Raw genomic sequence first — 15,497 nt, forward strand, 5'->3', positions numbered from 1 at the left:
CCAGTATCCCGCTATCGTCAACGCCTGATTAGCGGTTGAACTTTATTATCAATAGCTTCTCGCGCACGAAAAATCCGTGAGCGAACCGTACCGACCGGGCAATCCATGATAGCGGCTATCTCTTCATAGCTCAGGCCATCTAACTCCCGCAACGTAATTGCCATGCGTAAATCTTCCGGGAGCGACTCGATGGTGCGAAAAACTATTTGTCTCAGTTCTTCTGACAACATTAAGTTCTCAGGGTTCGAAATTTCTTTTAACGCACCGCCGCTTTCAAAATTTTCGGCGTCGATGGCGTCAACATCACTTGAAGGCGGACGACGCCCCTGAGCGACGAGGTAGTTCTTGGCCGTATTGACAGCAATACGATACAGCCAGGTATAAAAAGCACTATCTCCCCGGAAAGATTCCAGCGCGCGATAGGCCTTGATAAAAGATTCCTGTACTACATCAGGGACATCCCCTGACGGTACATAGCGGGACACCAGACTCGCCACTTTATGCTGGTAGCGCACCACCAGTAAGTTAAAGGCTTTCTGATCTCCCTTCTGGACCCGTTCAACCAGAATCTGGTCCGTTAACTGCTCGCTCATCCGAGGTAATGTCTCCCCAAACCTAAAATCCACGCGTTATCGAAACGCCACTCCAAACACTGCACTGTGAGCAAGCAGTTGCTTTGAGGGTCTTTTTTTCAAAAAGTTCCGTCACGCCTTTGTTTTTGTTAATTGCGTCGCAGACTGTTCATTTTCTATCATTATAAGTCTGATACTGAAACGCACCCAGTTTCTGATAAGAATTGGCATTTTACCGCTTGCAGGGTACCGCAAGACAGGCTTTATTTCACCACAAAATCTGAAGCTAACGATCTGCTTCGCAAAATATTTTCGTCCTTTTTGAGTTTTTTCTCCGCCACGCTGGCTGTTTAGCCATTGCAACAAGCCGCAAAAAAAACGTGCGATTCATCGCATTCGGGTGCTATGCTGGCCAAACACTGTTTAGTAAATTAAACACACATCATGAACGCAATGTCTGAACTCTCCTGTGACGTACTGATTATCGGCAGCGGTGCCGCCGGCCTTTCACTGGCGCTGCGACTCGCCTCACACCAGAAAGTGATTGTCCTCAGCAAAGGTCCCATCAGCGAAGGCTCCACCTTCTATGCGCAGGGCGGGATTGCCGCTGTGTTTGATGAAACGGACAGTATCGACTCGCATGTGGAAGATACGCTGATTGCCGGTGGCGGTATCGTGGATAAACACGCCGCGGAATTTGTCGCCAGTAATGCTCGCCACTGCGTACAGTGGCTCATCGATCAGGGCGTGTTGTTTGATACGCATGTGCAGGCCAATGGTGAAGAGAGCTATCACCTGACGCGGGAAGGCGGGCATAGTCATCGCCGCATCCTGCACGCTGCGGATGCCACCGGTAAAGAGGTCGAAACGACGCTGGTCAGCCAGGCGTTAAACCATCCGAATATTCAGGTTCTGGAGCGCAGTAACGCGGTGGATCTGATCGTTTCCGACAAGATTGGTCTGCCGGGCACGCGCCGCGTTGTCGGTGCCTGGGTCTGGAACCGGAATAAAGAGACGGTAGAAACCTGCCGGGCAAAATCGGTGGTGCTGGCAACAGGCGGTGCTTCCAAGGTGTATCAGTACACTACCAACCCGGATATCTCCTCGGGCGATGGGATTGCCATGGCCTGGCGTGCGGGCTGTCGCGTGGCCAACCTGGAATTTAACCAGTTCCACCCCACCGCTCTGTTCCACCCTCAGGCGCGTAATTTCTTACTGACTGAAGCCCTGCGCGGTGAAGGTGCGCACCTGAAACGTCCGGACGGCACGCGCTTTATGCCGGACTTCGACGAGCGTGGCGAACTGGCCCCGCGTGATGTCGTGGCCCGCGCTATCGATCATGAAATGAAACGCCTGGGCGTGGACTGCATGTATCTGGATATCAGCCATAAACCGGCAGAGTTTGTGCGTCAGCACTTCCCGACCATCTATGAAAAATTGCTGGGGTTAGGCATCGATATCACCAAAGAGCCGATGCCGGTGGTGCCTGCGGCGCACTATACCTGCGGCGGGGTGATGGTGGACGATCATGGCCGGACCGACGTCGACGGCCTGTATGCCATCGGGGAAGTGAGTTATACCGGCCTGCATGGCGCCAACCGAATGGCTTCGAACTCCCTGCTCGAATGTCTGGTGTACGGCTGGTCGGCAGCGGAGGATATTACCAAACGCATGCCTTATGCCCGCCAGGCGGAAAACCTGCCTGCATGGGATGAAAGCCGCGTGGAAAACCCGGATGAGCTGGTGGTGATCCAGCATAACTGGCACGAGCTGCGCCTCTTTATGTGGGACTACGTCGGGATCGTGCGCACCACCAAGCGGCTGGAGCGCGCCCTGCGCCGCATTACCATGCTGCAGCAGGAGATTGACGAGTATTACGCCCACTTCCGCGTCTCAAACAACCTGCTGGAGTTACGTAATCTGGTTCAGGTGGCAGAGTTGATTGTGCGCTGCGCGATGATGCGCAAAGAGAGCCGCGGGTTGCACTATACGCTCGACTACCCGGAACAACTTGAGCACTCCGGGCCGTCGGTGCTTTCTCCGCTGACTCACATAAACAGATAGAACGGATGGGTCAGCGCCGTGTAATCCTCGGAGTAACGCTGATCCGGCCCACGGATCACCATCCTGTCGCTGAAGCACTCCCCTTCTTTCGGCGACAGCGCCACCAGAACCCGGTGCGGTAACCTGCCGTCCATATCGGCAATATCGGTGCGCAGACGTAAATACCAGCCCATCTCCAGTGCGCTATTGATTAGCGCACTGCCCGCGCTTTCCGGTAATACCACACAGAAAAAACCTTCCTCGGTGATCAACGCCGCCGCACAGGCTAACAGTGAGCTGTGATCGAGCGAGCCAGTTGAACGCGCTTGGTCGCGCTCGGGCGTTGCGCACCCGACGCCGGGTTCATAATAAGGAGGATTGCTGACAATTAAGTCATAGCGAGCCGTTTGCTCGGGTGCCCAGGTCAGAACATCCGCACAATGGAGGGTGATACGAGAAGCCCAGGGAGATTCGGCCACGTTTTCTGCCGCCTGTTCGGCCGCCTGCGGATCCAGCTCAACCGCATCCAGGGTGACAGAGTCCCCGGTACGCTGCGCCAGCATCAGGGCTAATAATCCGCTGCCGCTGCCAATGTCGAGGATACGTTTAACGCCTGCTACCGGTGCCCATGCCCCCAGTAAAATGCCATCAGTGCCGACTTTCATCGCACAGCGATCGTGCGCGACAAAGAACTGCTTAAAGGTGAAACCATCGCGGCGCAGCTGCGCTTTGAGTTGAGACATGTCAGAGCAACCTTCAAAATGAAACGGGTGTAGCATAGGTGAAAGCGCAACGAGGGAAAAGGGATATCCACACAAACAGATGAAGATCGCAGCCATAACGTCTATAATCAGCGCCCCACACAGAGGTAGAACATGACTGTAACGACTTTTTCCGAACTTGAACTCGACGAAAGCCTTCTGGAAGCCCTCCAGAACAAAGGCTTCACACGCCCGACTGCCATCCAGGCGGCAGCCATTCCGCCTGCGTTAGAAGGCCGCGACGTACTCGGTTCAGCGCCGACAGGCACCGGTAAAACAGCGGCGTACCTGCTGCCCGTCTTGCAGCACCTTATTGATTTCCCGCGTAAGAAATCCGGTCCGCCACGCATCCTTATCCTGACCCCGACACGTGAGTTAGCCGTTCAGGTTGCGGAGCATGCGCGTGAACTGGCCGCCAACACCCATCTGGATATTGCGACCATCACCGGTGGCGTAGCCTATATGAACCACGCCGAAGTGTTCAGTGAGAACCAGGATATCGTGGTCGCCACCACCGGCCGTTTGATGCAGTACATCAAAGAAGAAAACTTTGACTGTCGTGCTGTTGAAACGCTGATTCTGGATGAAGCGGACCGCATGCTGGAACTGGGCTTTGCGCAGGATATTGAACATATCGCAGGCGAAACCCGCTGGCGCAAACAGACCATGCTGTTTTCCGCAACGCTTGAAGGCGATGCCATTAAAGATTTTGCCGAACGTCTGCTTGACGATCCGGCAGAAGTCTCTGCCACGCCGTCCACGCGTGAGCGCAAAAAAATTCACCAGTGGTATTATCGTGCCGATAACTACGAGCATAAGCTCGAGTTACTTAAGCATCTGTTAAAACAAGACGATACGACCCGTACCATTGTTTTTGTACGCAAACGCGAACGTGTGCATGAGCTGGCGGAACAACTCCGTGCCGCAGGGATTAACAACTGTTATCTCGAAGGCGAGATGGCGCAGGTTAAACGTACCGAAGGGATTAAACGCCTGACCGAAGGTCGCGTGAATGTGCTGATTGCCACCGACGTGGCGGCGCGCGGTATCGATATTCCTGAAGTAAGCCATGTAATTAACTTCGACATGCCGCGTAGCGGAGATACTTACCTGCACCGTATCGGTCGTACCGGGCGTGCTGGCCTCAAAGGCACGGCGATTTCCCTGGTTGAAGCGCATGACTATCTGCTGCTGCAGAAAGTGGGTCGCTACATCGACGAGCCGGTGAAAGCGCGCGTGATTGATGAACTGCGCCCTGTTACGCGTCCGCCGAGTGAGAAAATGACGGGTAAACCGTCCAAGAAAGTGCTCGCTAAACGCGCAGAGAAAAAAGAGAAAGAAAAAGAGAAACCACGCGTGAAGCAACGCCACCGTGATGCTAAGAACGTGGGCAAACGCCGTAAGCCAAGCGGCAGCGCGCCGACCTCACAGTAAAGAAGAGTAAAAAAAACGCCGGGGTTAACCCCGGCGTTTTTTTATCTGCACGCTGCCAACAATTACAGGCTGGCGGTAAAGGTACGTGCAATCACGTCACGCTGCTGTTCTGCGGTCAGTGAGTTGAAGCGAACGGCATAGCCAGAAACGCGGATGGTCAGCTGCGGATATTTTTCCGGATGCTTAACGGCATCTTCCAGTGTTTCACGACGCAGCACGTTAACGTTCAGATGCTGACCGCCTTCAACGCGCACTTCCGGTTTGATTTCCATTGGGATTTCGCGATATTCGATTTCGCCCAACGCATTAACCTGGACAACTTCGTCTTCAGCAAAGCCTGCTTTTGCACATACGCAGCGCGCTTCGCCTTTTTCGCTGTCCAGCAGCCAGAAAGAGTTCAGCAGGTCGTCGTTTGCAGCTTTAGTAATCTGGATACCAGTAATCATGTAATGCCTCCCTTAAACTACACTATTGGGTGCGCCCTCTGTTTAGGGCAATTGGTAAAACCATTGTTGCTTGAGTGTATATATATCAGTCAAACCACCGCTATTCATTGACTTAAATCAATAAAAACCACACCAGTAAAAGGGTGATGCAAGGAGATTATTGTTTTATATCAATTCTCCCCAAAACCAGAATTCAAAAAACCTCGTAATTTTTAAATATTTTTCAGTAAGATGACCTTTTTCCCCCGGCAGTTTTGCTCCCTCGTCATAAGCAGTTAAGCTAGGGGCAGAGAAAATTCGCAGGAGAGCGAGATGACAACACCTTTAACCTGGCACGACGTGCTGGCCGATGAGAAAAAACAGCCTTACTTCGTCAACACGCTGAACACGGTGGCCGCCGAACGCGAGTCTGGCGTCACCATCTATCCGCCCCAGAAAGACGTATTTAACGCTTTTCGTTTTACCGAACTGGCCGATGTCAAAGTGGTGATTCTGGGTCAGGATCCCTATCACGGGCCGGGACAGGCGCACGGTCTGGCCTTTTCCGTGCGTCCGGGCGTGGCGATCCCCCCTTCGCTGCTGAATATGTATAAGGAGCTTGAAGCCTCGGTACCCGGCTTTACCCGACCTGCACATGGCTATCTGGAAAGCTGGGCGCGTCAGGGTGTCCTGCTGCTCAACACCGTGCTGACGGTTCGCGCCGGACAGGCGCACTCTCATGCCAGCCTCGGCTGGGAGACGTTTACGGATAAAGTGATTAGCCTGATTAACCAGCACCGTGAAGGGGTGGTATTTTTACTGTGGGGATCGCACGCGCAGAAGAAAGGGGCGATCATTGATACCCAGCGCCATCACGTGCTGAAAGCTCCGCACCCGTCACCACTGTCAGCGCATCGCGGCTTTTTTGGCTGCAATCATTTTGTGCTGGCGAATGAGTGGCTGGAGAAACAGGGCGAAACGCCGATTGACTGGATGCCAGAGTTACCGGCTGAGAGCGAATAGAGAGTTTTTTGTAGACCCGGTAAGCGTAGCGCCACCGGGTAAATTGCCGGGTGGCGGCTTCGCCTTACCCGGCCTGCGAAAAAACAGAGCGAGATTACGCTTTGTTCTGACGCCACCACTCCGCCAGCAGAACGCCGGTCGCAACGGATACGTTGAGGCTTTCTACATTGCCGGTGCCATCGATTGAGACGCTCAGGTCGGCGCTGGACAGTGCCGCATCTGACAGACCATCACGCTCCTGACCCAACACCAGCACCATTTTACGCGGCAGCGTCGCTTTAAACAGCGGCGTGGTGCCTTTGTGGCTGGAGGTGGTCACAATGGCGTAGCCCGCTTTACGGAACTGCTCAATGGCTTCCAGAACGCTGTCGCCGGTGATCGGCTGAACGTGTTCCGCGCCGCCTTCCGCCGTACGGATTGCCGCACCGGATTCCAGCAGAGCCGCATCCTGCAACAATACCCCTTTCACGCCGAAATGGGCGCAGCTGCGCATCATCGCGCCGAGGTTGTGCGGGTTGCCCACGTCTTCCAGGGCCAGAACGCAGTCATCTTCATCCGCCTGGCTAACCCACTGCTTAACGGTAGTTCCGTTACGTTTCTTGATCAGGAAGCACACGCCACCGTGGTGTTCGGTGCCAGACGCTTTGGTGATCTCAGCATCGTCTACCACGTGGTAGGCTTTGCGGTTGGCCGCCATCCAGCGTAGCGCTTCTTTGAAACGCGGCGTGACGCTCTGGATAAACCAGGCGCGAACGATGCAATCAGGACGGCTCTGGAACAGGGCCTGGCAGGCGTTCTCACCGTAGACGCGGGTCTCTTCCGCGCGCTGACGGCGGATCACTTCCGGATCGATAACCGCTTTACCGGCCATGCTGCCGTGATCGACGGGAGCCTTTGACTCATCGCCTGGCGCGCGGGAAACGGTACGCCACGGGGACGCGTCGCGGCTAAAGTCATCGCGTTTGAAATCATCACGCTTACGGTCGTCACGTTTACGATCGTCGCGTTTGCGGTCATCACCGCGGCTGTTTCTCTCATCGCGGGCGGGGCGACGGCCACCGTCTGCACGAGATGGCCCTGGACGCCCGCCACCTTTTCCGGTACGCGGATTTTCGGTGCGTTTATCAGAGTCATCATCACTGCGGACATACATCACTTTGACCTTGCCGCTTTTGTTTTTCAGTTCGTCGTTCATGCTTTTCTCCACCAGCGCTGCGCGAAGCGCGCAGATTACCCGATGTCCCGGCGCATAGCCATTACTTCGTATAAAAGCCTGTGACTATTGTTCTCATTGAATAAAACGCATTGTCGTTTCAAACAGGGTCGTTGATAATATGTAACATATTGGAAACATAAACGGCATGTTGCCGATTTGTCCCCCTGCTCTACCTGAGGTTAGTTATGAATACCGTATGTGCCAACTGCCAGGCTCTTAACCGCATTCCGGATGATCGAATTGATGATGGAGCAAAATGCGGACGCTGCGGTCATGAATTGTTCGATGGTGATGTCATTAATGCTACCGGTGCAACTCTGGATAAACTGCTGAAGGACGATCTACCGGTAGTGGTTGATTTCTGGGCTCCGTGGTGCGGCCCGTGCCGTAACTTTGCGCCGATCTTCGAAGATGTCGCTGAAGAACGTAACGGGAAAATGCGTTTCGTAAAAGTGAATACCGAGGCCGAACGCGAGCTGAGCGCCCGCTTCCGTATTCGTAGTATCCCGACCATCATGATTTTCAAAAATGGTGAAGTTGTCGATATGCTGAACGGTGCCGTTCCAAAAGCACCATTTGACAGCTGGCTGAACGAATCCCTCTGACCATTCCGGGGCACGTAACTTGTGCCCCGCTCTCGCCTCTGCGAGAATGGCGTTTTTTCTGCGCATTCCCCCATGACTGATAACGCCGTACTGCAATTGCGCGCCGAACGCCTGGCGCGTGCGACTCGCCCCTTTCTTGCCCGTGGTAACCGCATTCGTCGCTGTCAGCGCTGCCTGCTGCCGCTTAAGCAGTGCCTGTGCGCGACCCTGACTCCCAGCCAGGCCCACAGCCGTTTCTGTCTGGTGATGTTCGATACCGAACCGATGAAACCCAGCAATACCGGACGGCTCATTGCCGACATTTTACCGGATACCGCTGCTTTCCAGTGGTCACGTACCGAGCCGCCACAGGCGTTGCTCGATCTGGTCGCCAACCCTGAGTATCAACCGATGGTCGTTTTCCCGGCCTCCTATGCCGGTGATACCCGTTCGGTTCTTACCGCTCCCCCCTCCGGCAAGCCGCCGCTGTTTATTATGCTGGATGGCACCTGGACCGAGGCGCGTAAAATGTTTCGCAAAAGCCCTTACCTGGATGCCCTGCCGGTCATCTCCGTCGATCTTTCCCGTGTTTCTGCTTATCGCCTGCGCGAAGCCCATGCGGAAGGCCAGTACTGCACCGCCGAAGTGGCGATTGCCCTGCTGGATCTGGCGGGAGATGTTCAGGCGGCAGGCGCGCTCGGCGATCATTTCACCCGTTTTCGTGAACGCTATCTGGCCGGAAAAACTATTCATAAGGGAAGCATCACAGCAGCGGAGCCGGAAAGCGTTTAAAATCATCAGGTCACTCGCCTTTTCAGGAGACTTGTATGAGCCAGCGCGGGTTAGAAGCCTTACTCCGCCCTAAATCCATCGCCGTGATTGGCGCGTCGATGAAACCCGAACGCGCCGGTTACCTGATGATGCGAAACCTGCTCGCAGGCGGTTTTAACGGCCCGATCCTTCCGGTGACGCCGGCTTATAAAGCGGTGCAGGGCGTCCTGGCCTGGCCCGACGTGGACAGCCTGCCCTTTATTCCCGATCTCGCAGTGCTGTGTACACATGCCCGACGCAATATCGCCCTGCTCGAGGCACTGGGGAAAAAAGGCTGTAAAACCTGCATTATTCTCTCCTCGCCGCCGGAACAACAGGCGGAGCTGCTGGCCTGCGCGGGGCGATACCAGATGCGGCTGCTGGGGCCAAACAGCCTTGGCCTGCTGGCTCCCTGGCAGGGTCTGAACGCCAGTTTCTCTCCCGTACCGATACGGAAAGGCAAACTGGCCTTTATCTCCCAGTCGGCGGCGGTTTCCAATACGATCCTCGACTGGGCTCAGCAGCGCGAGATGGGGTTCTCCTATTTCATCGCGCTGGGCGATGGGCTGGACATCGATGTTGACGAGCTGCTGGATTTCCTCGCGCGTGACACCAAAACCAGCGCGATTCTGCTCTATCTTGAACACCTGAGCGACGCGCGGCGCTTTGTGTCAGCAGCCCGTAGCGCCTCGCGCAATAAACCGATTCTGGTGATCAAAAGCGGACGTAGTCCGGCCGCCCAGCGTCTTCTGCACTCGCATTCCGGGATGGATCCGGCCTGGGATGCCGCCATCCAGCGTGCTGGTTTACTGCGCGTTCAGGATACTCACGAACTCTTTTCCGCTGTCGAAACGCTTAGCCATATGCGCCCGCTGCGGGGAGAGCGGCTGATGATCATCAGCAACGGTGCCGCCCCGGCCGCGCTGGCGCTGGACGAACTCTGGCTACGCAACGGGAAGCTGGCCGCGCTGAGCGAAGAGACGCTCCAGCGCCTGCGTGATGCGCTGCCGCCCGGCGTGGAGCCGGGTAATCCCCTTGATTTACGCGATGATGCCAGCAGCGATCGTTATATCAGTGCCCTCAACATTCTGCTGGAAAGCCAGGATTTTGATGCCCTGATGGTCATTCACTCCCCAAGCGCCGTGGCGCCGGGTAGCGAAAGCGCCCGGTCGCTGATTGAGGCCGTGAAAAAGCATCCACGGGGGAAATACGTGTCGCTCCTCACCAACTGGTGCGGCGAGTTTTCCTCTCAGGAGGCGCGGCGCCTGTTCAGCGAAGCGGGATTGCCGACATACCGCACCCCGGAAGGCACCATCACCGCCTTTATGCATATGGTGGAGTATCGGCGTAACCAGAAGCAGCTGCGGGAAACGCCTGCGCTTCCCGGAAATCTGACGGCCAACACCGGCCACGCCCGGGCCCTGCTGCAACGTGCCATTGATGACGGCGCACGTTCGCTGGATACCCATGAGGTGCAGCCGATCCTTAATGCCTTCGGCATGCATACCCTGCCGACCTGGATCGCCAGCGACAGCGCAGAAGCGGTGCATATCGCCGAGCAGATTGGTTATCCGGTAGCGCTGAAACTGCGCTCTCCCGATATCCCGCATAAATCAGAAGTTCAGGGGGTGATGCTGTATCTGCGCACCGCGGCGGAAGTGCAGCAGGCGGCGGATGCCATTATCGATCGCGTCAAAATGACCTGGCCCCAGGCGCGCATTCATGGCCTGCTGGTACAAAGCATGGCTAATCGCGCAGGGGCGCAAGAGTTGCGTGTAGTAGTCGAACACGATCCGGTCTTCGGCCCGCTGATCATGCTGGGTGAAGGGGGCGTGGAGTGGCGCCCTGAAGATCAGGCGGTGGTGGCCTTACCTCCGCTGAACATGAATCTGGCGCGTTATCTGGTGATCCAGGGGATCAAGAGCAAGAAGATCCGCGGGCGCAGCGCCCTGCGACCACTGGATATTGCCGCCCTGAGCCAGTTCCTGGTGCAGGTATCGAACCTGATAGTCGACAGCCCGGAAATCCAGCGTCTGGATATTCACCCTTTGCTGGCCTCCGGCAGCGAGCTAACGGCACTGGATGTGACGATGGATGTGGCGGCGTTTACCGGCGATCGCGAAAGCCGGCTCGCGATCCGCCCTTATCCTCATCAGCTTGAAGAGTGGGTGGAGATGAAAAACGGCGAGCAGTCTCTGTTTCGTCCCATCCTTCCGGAAGATGAACCCCAGCTGCAACGCTTTATCGACCAGGTGACAAAAGAAGATTTGTACTACCGCTACTTTAGTGAAATCAATGAATTTACCCACGAAGATTTAGCCAATATGACGCAGATCGACTACGATCGGGAAATGGCTTTTGTTGCCGTCCGCCGCACGGATGAGGGTGATGAGATCCTTGGGGTCACGCGTGCGATCTCCGATCCCGATAACGTCGATGCAGAGTTTGCGGTGCTGGTTCGCTCCGATCTAAAAGGCCTGGGATTAGGCAGACGGTTACTGGAAAAGCTAATCAGTTATACGCGCGATCACGGACTTATCCGCCTCAATGGCATTACTATGCCCAACAACCGTGGCATGATCGCCCTGGCGCGAAAATTAGGCTTTACCGTTGATGTTCAGCTGGAAGACGGCATTGTCGGGTTGACGCTGGCGCTGATGTCGGCAGGTAAACAAGAGTAAGGTACTGGAAATGTTGACCACTTTAAACGGCACTGATGGTATGATTGCCCGCTTCTGTTGTCTGCATAGTCCATATAATCCTTCAATGAACAGAGAAGAAACGCACTGTGATGTTGTCCAAATTTAAGCGTAATAAACATCAACAACACCTTGCTCAACTACCGAAGCTTTCTCAGTCAGTTGATGATGTAGAGTTCTTTTATGCTCCCGCCGATTTTCGGGAGACGCTGCTGGAAAAAATTGCCAGCGCAACGCATCGTATCTGCATTATCGCGCTTTATCTTGAACAGGATGAAGGTGGCAGCGCCATTTTACGCGCGGTATACGAGGCCAAACGTCAGCGCCCGGAACTCGACGTACGTATTCTGGTTGACTGGCATCGCGCCCAGCGCGGACGTATAGGTGCGGCCGCCTCCAACACCAATGCCGACTGGTATTGCCGCATGGCGCAGGAGAATCCTGGCGTAGAGGTGGCGGTTTATGGTGTCCCGGTTAATACCCGCGAAGCCCTCGGTGTCCTCCATTTTAAAGGCTTCATTATTGATGACAGCGTGCTGTACAGCGGCGCGAGTCTGAATGACGTCTATCTGCATCAGCTCGATAAATACCGTTACGATCGCTATCACCTGGTGCGTAATGCCCGCATGGCGGACATCATGTTTGAATGGGTGGATCAGCATTTGGTGCGTGGTCGCGGCGTGAATCGTCTTGACGATCCCCATCGTCCAAAAAGCCCGGAGATCAAAAATGACATTCGCCTTTTCCGCCAGGAACTGCGCGATGCCATGTACCATTTCCAGGGAGATGCGGATAACGAACAGCTGGCGGTGACCCCGCTGGTGGGTCTGGGCAAATCCAGCCTGCTGAATAAAACCATTTTCCATCTTATGCCGTGCACAGAGCATAAGCTGACCATCTGCACACCGTACTTCAACCTGCCTGCCGTGCTGGTGCGTAATATCATTCAGCTCCTACGCGACGGGAAAAAGGTTGAGATCATCGTGGGTGATAAAACCGCGAACGATTTCTTCATCCCCGAAGATCAGCCGTTTAAGATCATCGGCGCCCTGCCTTATCTGTACGAAATCAACCTGCGCCGCTTCCTCAGCCGCCTGCAGTATTATGTGAATACCGATCAGCTGGTGGTGCGTCTCTGGAAAGATGAAGACAACAGCTATCACCTGAAAGGGATGTGGGTTGATGATGAGTGGATGCTGCTGACGGGGAATAACCTCAACCCGCGCGCATGGCGACTGGATCTTGAGAATGCCATTCTGATCCACGATCCGCGTCACGAGCTGGCCGCTCAGCGCGATCGCGAGCTGGAGCTGATCCGCACCCACACCACCGTGGTTAATCATTACCGCGATCTGCAGAGCATTGCCGATTACCCGGTTAAGGTAAGAAAGCTGATCCGCCGTCTGCGCAGGATCAGAATCGATCGCCTGATTAGCCGCATTTTGTAATCTTTAGCCCTGTCATCGACGGGGCTTTTTTATGGAGGTCGTTGTGCGTTATTTCCTGTTAATGGGCTGTCTGGTACTGTGCGGCTGCAGCCATAGGGCTCAGGATAGCTGGTCTGGTCAGGATAAGGCACAACACTTTTTAGCCTCGGCGATGCTATCCGCTGCGGGTAATGAATACGCTCAACGCCAGGGCGTTAGCCGCGATCGTAGCGCCGCATACGGCCTGATGTTTTCGGTCAGTCTGGGCGCTTCGAAGGAGTTATGGGACAGCCGCCCGGCGGGGAGCGGCTGGAGCTGGAAAGATTTTGCCTGGGATATCGCCGGGGCAACGACCGGCTATAGCCTGTGGCAACTGGCGGAACACTAAAGACGGACTCCTTTCCCTTTTCGGTGCAGCATCAACGAGACAACAAATGCCAACGCCCCCATTAGCGTGACGTACCAGAAGAAGACGGTCTCACTGCCAACCGATTTTAACGACAGCGCGACGTACTCCGCCGAGCCGCCAAACAGCGCGTTAGCCACTGCATAAGACAACCCAACGCCCAGTGCACGCACCTGAGCCGGAAACATCTCAGCCTTAAGAATACCGCTGATAGAGGTGTAAAAACTGGTAATGACCAGCGCTACCATCACCAGTGCAAAAGCAGCATAAGGCGATGAAACGTGCTGAAGTGCCGTGAGAATAGGTACTGTGCATAACGCCGACAATCCACCAAAAATCAGCATTGAGCTACGTCGGCCAATTTTATCCGACAGCGCGCCGATAACAGGTTGAATCAGCATAAAGACAAAAAGCGCCACCGTCATGACCATACTCGCCACGTTAGCGTGCATACCCGTGGTGTTAACCAGATACTTCTGCATATAGGTCGTGAAGGTATAGAAGGTAAGCGAACCGCCTGCCGTAAAGCCGAGCACCATCAAAAATGCCTTTCGGTTACGCCACAAACCTTTAAATGAGCCCGCCTCTTTTAACGCCCTCACCTCTTTTCTGGAAGTCTCATCCAGCTGGCGGCGTAACCACAGGGCCACAACAGCCAGAACAGCGCCAAGCGCAAAAGGAATACGCCATCCCCAGGCACGGAGATCTTCATCGCTTAGCACCTGTTGCAGGATCACCACCGCCAGGATAGCCAGCAGCTGGCCACCTATCAGCGTAACGTACTGAAATGAGGCATAGAACCCTTTACGGCCTTCTATTGCGACTTCACTCATATAAGTCGCGCTTGTGCCATATTCTCCTCCGACGGAGAGACCCTGAAACAAACGCGCCAGCAACAGTAAGGCCGGTGCCCATGTGCCTATCGTGTCATAGCCGGGCAGGCAGGCAATCACCAAAGAGCCGAAACACATCATGCAGACTGAGATTAGCATAGAGGTTTTTCGCCCTTTTCGGTCGGCGATGCGGCCAAACAGCCAGCCGCCGATCGGTCGCATTAAAAATCCAGCAGCGAAGACCCCTGCCGTTTGCAGCAGTTGAGTAGTGGTGTTACCGGATGGGAAAAAGATATGGGCAAAATAGAGTGAGCAAAACGAGTATACGTAAAAGTCGAACCACTCTACCAGATTGCCTGAAGATGCGCCGACGATTGCCCAAATCCTGCGACGGGTATCGCCGTTTGCTGCTTTTTTACTCTCCGTATCTGTACTTGCTACGGTTTCTGTCATTTTAAATCCCCTGTCTTACATTGCGGGCCATTGCACCCATTCCAGTAAAACCAGATTTAAAATTTAACGTTAGGTAAAAAAATGTTTCTATAATGTTTCATTTGATTTTGTGAGGTGCATCATAAAACCAGCACTACTGCAGGTGGCAGTATTATCCCCATTTCTTTTGATGCGCTTGTTTTCGTTGCAAATAATCTTCGTCGCCGCGAATTTTATCCCACCACCCTTTAAAGATTTTTGCCGCTTCGGCTTTAACGGGATCGTGATCTAAGGGACGAACATTGCGCTTATCATCGTACTTTTTGCCGCCTTTGTGGTTAGCGTAGCGTCTGGCACGGGTATAGCCCATTTGAATAAATTTTCTCGCCATATCCATGCCAACAAAATCGTCTTGCTGACGATATTGCTCAAACAGAGCGTAAATCTCCTTTGCAGATTTGGACGCAACTTCAGCGTTCTTGTATCGCCAGTGGGGGAGAATTTCGCTTTTGTAAGGTTCAACCAGCAGAACGCCTTGTTCTCCCCGTCCTACCTGGTAAAGCTCGGGGTGATCACGGAAGTTGGTGTTGGCGAAATCTTGTTGGTAGTTAAAGGGTGGGTTCGGCAAAATAACCTCGCTGACGATGCGTATCTTGTTATTTTAGCCAGAAATTGTTGGGTCTGCCCGTCTCGGGAACAAAGCAAAAAACCCCGTACCTTGCGGTACGGGGTTTCCTTGTTTGATGCCTGGCAGTTCCCTACTCTCGCATGGGGAGGCCCCACACTACCATCGGCGCTACGGCGTTTCACTTCTGAGTTCGGCATGGGGTCA

Annotated in this window: 15 protein-coding genes and 1 rRNA gene; 8 read left to right on the forward strand and 8 right to left on the reverse strand. The window is 54.5% G+C overall.

Features of this window, described 5'->3' with window-relative positions; all coding sequences use genetic code 11:
• Window positions 1-17 precede the first annotated feature (17 nt).
• A complete protein-coding gene (gene rpoE / locus V7Q49_RS21500; protein ID WP_032613187.1) occupies window positions 18-593 on the reverse strand; it encodes an RNA polymerase sigma factor RpoE in 576 nt (191 codons plus the stop codon).
• On the reverse strand, window positions 590-658 hold the full coding sequence (gene rseD, locus V7Q49_RS23600) for a rpoE leader peptide RseD (protein ID WP_231313890.1): 69 nt from the start codon (window positions 656-658) through the stop codon (window positions 590-592). Before rseD ends, rpoE begins: the two co-directional genes overlap by 4 nt.
• 358 nt (window positions 659-1,016) lie before the next feature.
• Here rseD and nadB point away from each other — a divergent pair, with 358 nt between their 5' ends.
• A complete protein-coding gene (nadB, locus tag V7Q49_RS21505; protein WP_333855022.1) occupies window positions 1,017-2,636 on the forward strand; it encodes an L-aspartate oxidase in 1,620 nt (539 codons plus the stop codon).
• On the opposite strand, the gene trmN is transcribed toward nadB, so the two are convergent.
• Entirely contained in the window at window positions 2,621-3,358 is a 738-nt protein-coding gene (gene trmN / locus V7Q49_RS21510) for a tRNA(1)(Val) (adenine(37)-N(6))-methyltransferase TrmN (protein ID WP_333855024.1), read from the reverse strand. The genes nadB and trmN overlap by 16 nt on opposite strands.
• A gap of 132 nt (window positions 3,359-3,490) precedes the next feature.
• Between trmN and srmB the strand changes: the two genes are divergently transcribed.
• Window positions 3,491-4,810 carry an ATP-dependent RNA helicase SrmB gene (gene srmB, locus V7Q49_RS21515; RefSeq protein WP_333855026.1) on the forward strand — a complete coding sequence of 440 codons (1,320 nt, stop codon included), beginning with the start codon at window positions 3,491-3,493 and terminating at the stop codon, window positions 4,808-4,810.
• 62 nt (window positions 4,811-4,872) lie between these two features.
• On the opposite strand, the gene grcA is transcribed toward srmB, so the two are convergent.
• Window positions 4,873-5,256 (reverse strand): autonomous glycyl radical cofactor GrcA, encoded by a 384-nt coding sequence (grcA, locus tag V7Q49_RS21520; protein ID WP_039029771.1) that lies wholly within the window; start codon window positions 5,254-5,256, stop codon window positions 4,873-4,875.
• A gap of 312 nt (window positions 5,257-5,568) precedes the next feature.
• On the opposite strand from grcA, the gene ung reads away from it, so the two are divergent.
• Window positions 5,569-6,258 (forward strand): uracil-DNA glycosylase, encoded by a 690-nt coding sequence (gene ung / locus V7Q49_RS21525; RefSeq protein ID WP_333855028.1) that lies wholly within the window; start codon window positions 5,569-5,571, stop codon window positions 6,256-6,258.
• A gap of 94 nt (window positions 6,259-6,352) precedes the next feature.
• Here ung and V7Q49_RS21530 read toward each other — a convergent pair whose 3' ends face one another.
• A complete protein-coding gene (locus tag V7Q49_RS21530; protein WP_333855030.1) occupies window positions 6,353-7,453 on the reverse strand; it encodes a tRNA/rRNA methyltransferase in 1,101 nt (366 codons plus the stop codon).
• Between the two features lie 206 nt (window positions 7,454-7,659).
• Here V7Q49_RS21530 and trxC point away from each other — a divergent pair, with 206 nt between their 5' ends.
• The 5 genes from trxC to V7Q49_RS21560 all read left to right on the forward strand — a co-directional run bounded on the left by trxC (window position 7,660) and on the right by V7Q49_RS21560 (window position 13,382).
• Entirely contained in the window at window positions 7,660-8,079 is a 420-nt protein-coding gene (gene trxC / locus V7Q49_RS21535; protein ID WP_117385215.1) for a thioredoxin TrxC, read from the forward strand.
• Window positions 8,080-8,151: 72 nt separating this feature from the next.
• On the forward strand, window positions 8,152-8,850 hold the full coding sequence (gene tapT / locus V7Q49_RS21540) for a tRNA-uridine aminocarboxypropyltransferase (RefSeq protein WP_333855034.1): 699 nt from the start codon (window positions 8,152-8,154) through the stop codon (window positions 8,848-8,850).
• Window positions 8,851-8,885: 35 nt separating this feature from the next.
• The gene (locus V7Q49_RS21545) at window positions 8,886-11,549 is read left to right on the forward strand and encodes a bifunctional acetate--CoA ligase family protein/GNAT family N-acetyltransferase (protein ID WP_333855036.1); all 2,664 of its coding nucleotides are present in this window, start codon (window positions 8,886-8,888) and stop codon (window positions 11,547-11,549) included.
• 110 nt (window positions 11,550-11,659) lie between these two features.
• Entirely contained in the window at window positions 11,660-13,015 is a 1,356-nt protein-coding gene (gene pssA / locus V7Q49_RS21555; RefSeq protein WP_333855038.1) for a CDP-diacylglycerol--serine O-phosphatidyltransferase, read from the forward strand.
• Between the two features lie 31 nt (window positions 13,016-13,046).
• Window positions 13,047-13,382, forward strand: coding sequence for a YfiM family lipoprotein (locus V7Q49_RS21560; RefSeq protein ID WP_442913089.1), 336 nt, complete (start codon window positions 13,047-13,049; stop codon window positions 13,380-13,382).
• Here the strand turns inward: V7Q49_RS21560 and V7Q49_RS21565 are convergent.
• The 3 genes from V7Q49_RS21565 to rrf all read right to left on the reverse strand — a co-directional run.
• Window positions 13,379-14,686, reverse strand: a complete 1,308-nt coding sequence (locus tag V7Q49_RS21565) for an MFS transporter (protein ID WP_333855040.1) — start codon at window positions 14,684-14,686, stop codon at window positions 13,379-13,381. The genes V7Q49_RS21560 and V7Q49_RS21565 overlap by 4 nt on opposite strands.
• 151 nt (window positions 14,687-14,837) lie before the next feature.
• Window positions 14,838-15,293, reverse strand: a complete 456-nt coding sequence (locus V7Q49_RS21570) for a DUF4385 domain-containing protein (RefSeq protein WP_333855042.1) — start codon at window positions 15,291-15,293, stop codon at window positions 14,838-14,840.
• A 117-nt stretch (window positions 15,294-15,410) separates the two neighbouring features.
• Window positions 15,411-15,497, reverse strand: a 5S ribosomal RNA gene (gene rrf / locus V7Q49_RS21575); the annotation flags it as partial.

The sequence above is a fragment of the Leclercia sp. genome (assembly GCF_036780805.1).
Taxonomy (GTDB): domain Bacteria; phylum Pseudomonadota; class Gammaproteobacteria; order Enterobacterales; family Enterobacteriaceae; genus Enterobacter.

Coding starts and splice junctions, on each gene's coding strand:
- rpoE (WP_032613187.1), bottom strand. CDS start 593: ATGAGCGAGCAGTTAACGGACCAGATTCTGGTTGAACGGGTCCAGAAG.
- nadB (WP_333855022.1), top strand. CDS start 1,017: ATGAACGCAATGTCTGAACTCTCCTGTGACGTACTGATTATCGGCAGC.
- trmN (WP_333855024.1), bottom strand. CDS start 3,358: ATGTCTCAACTCAAAGCGCAGCTGCGCCGCGATGGTTTCACCTTTAAG.
- srmB (WP_333855026.1), top strand. CDS start 3,491: ATGACTGTAACGACTTTTTCCGAACTTGAACTCGACGAAAGCCTTCTG.
- grcA (WP_039029771.1), bottom strand. CDS start 5,256: ATGATTACTGGTATCCAGATTACTAAAGCTGCAAACGACGACCTGCTG.
- ung (WP_333855028.1), top strand. CDS start 5,569: ATGACAACACCTTTAACCTGGCACGACGTGCTGGCCGATGAGAAAAAA.
- V7Q49_RS21530 (WP_333855030.1), bottom strand. CDS start 7,453: ATGAACGACGAACTGAAAAACAAAAGCGGCAAGGTCAAAGTGATGTAT.
- trxC (WP_117385215.1), top strand. CDS start 7,660: ATGAATACCGTATGTGCCAACTGCCAGGCTCTTAACCGCATTCCGGAT.
- tapT (WP_333855034.1), top strand. CDS start 8,152: ATGACTGATAACGCCGTACTGCAATTGCGCGCCGAACGCCTGGCGCGT.
- V7Q49_RS21545 (WP_333855036.1), top strand. CDS start 8,886: ATGAGCCAGCGCGGGTTAGAAGCCTTACTCCGCCCTAAATCCATCGCC.
- pssA (WP_333855038.1), top strand. CDS start 11,660: ATGTTGTCCAAATTTAAGCGTAATAAACATCAACAACACCTTGCTCAA.
- V7Q49_RS21560 (WP_442913089.1), top strand. CDS start 13,047: ATGGAGGTCGTTGTGCGTTATTTCCTGTTAATGGGCTGTCTGGTACTG.
- V7Q49_RS21565 (WP_333855040.1), bottom strand. CDS start 14,686: ATGACAGAAACCGTAGCAAGTACAGATACGGAGAGTAAAAAAGCAGCA.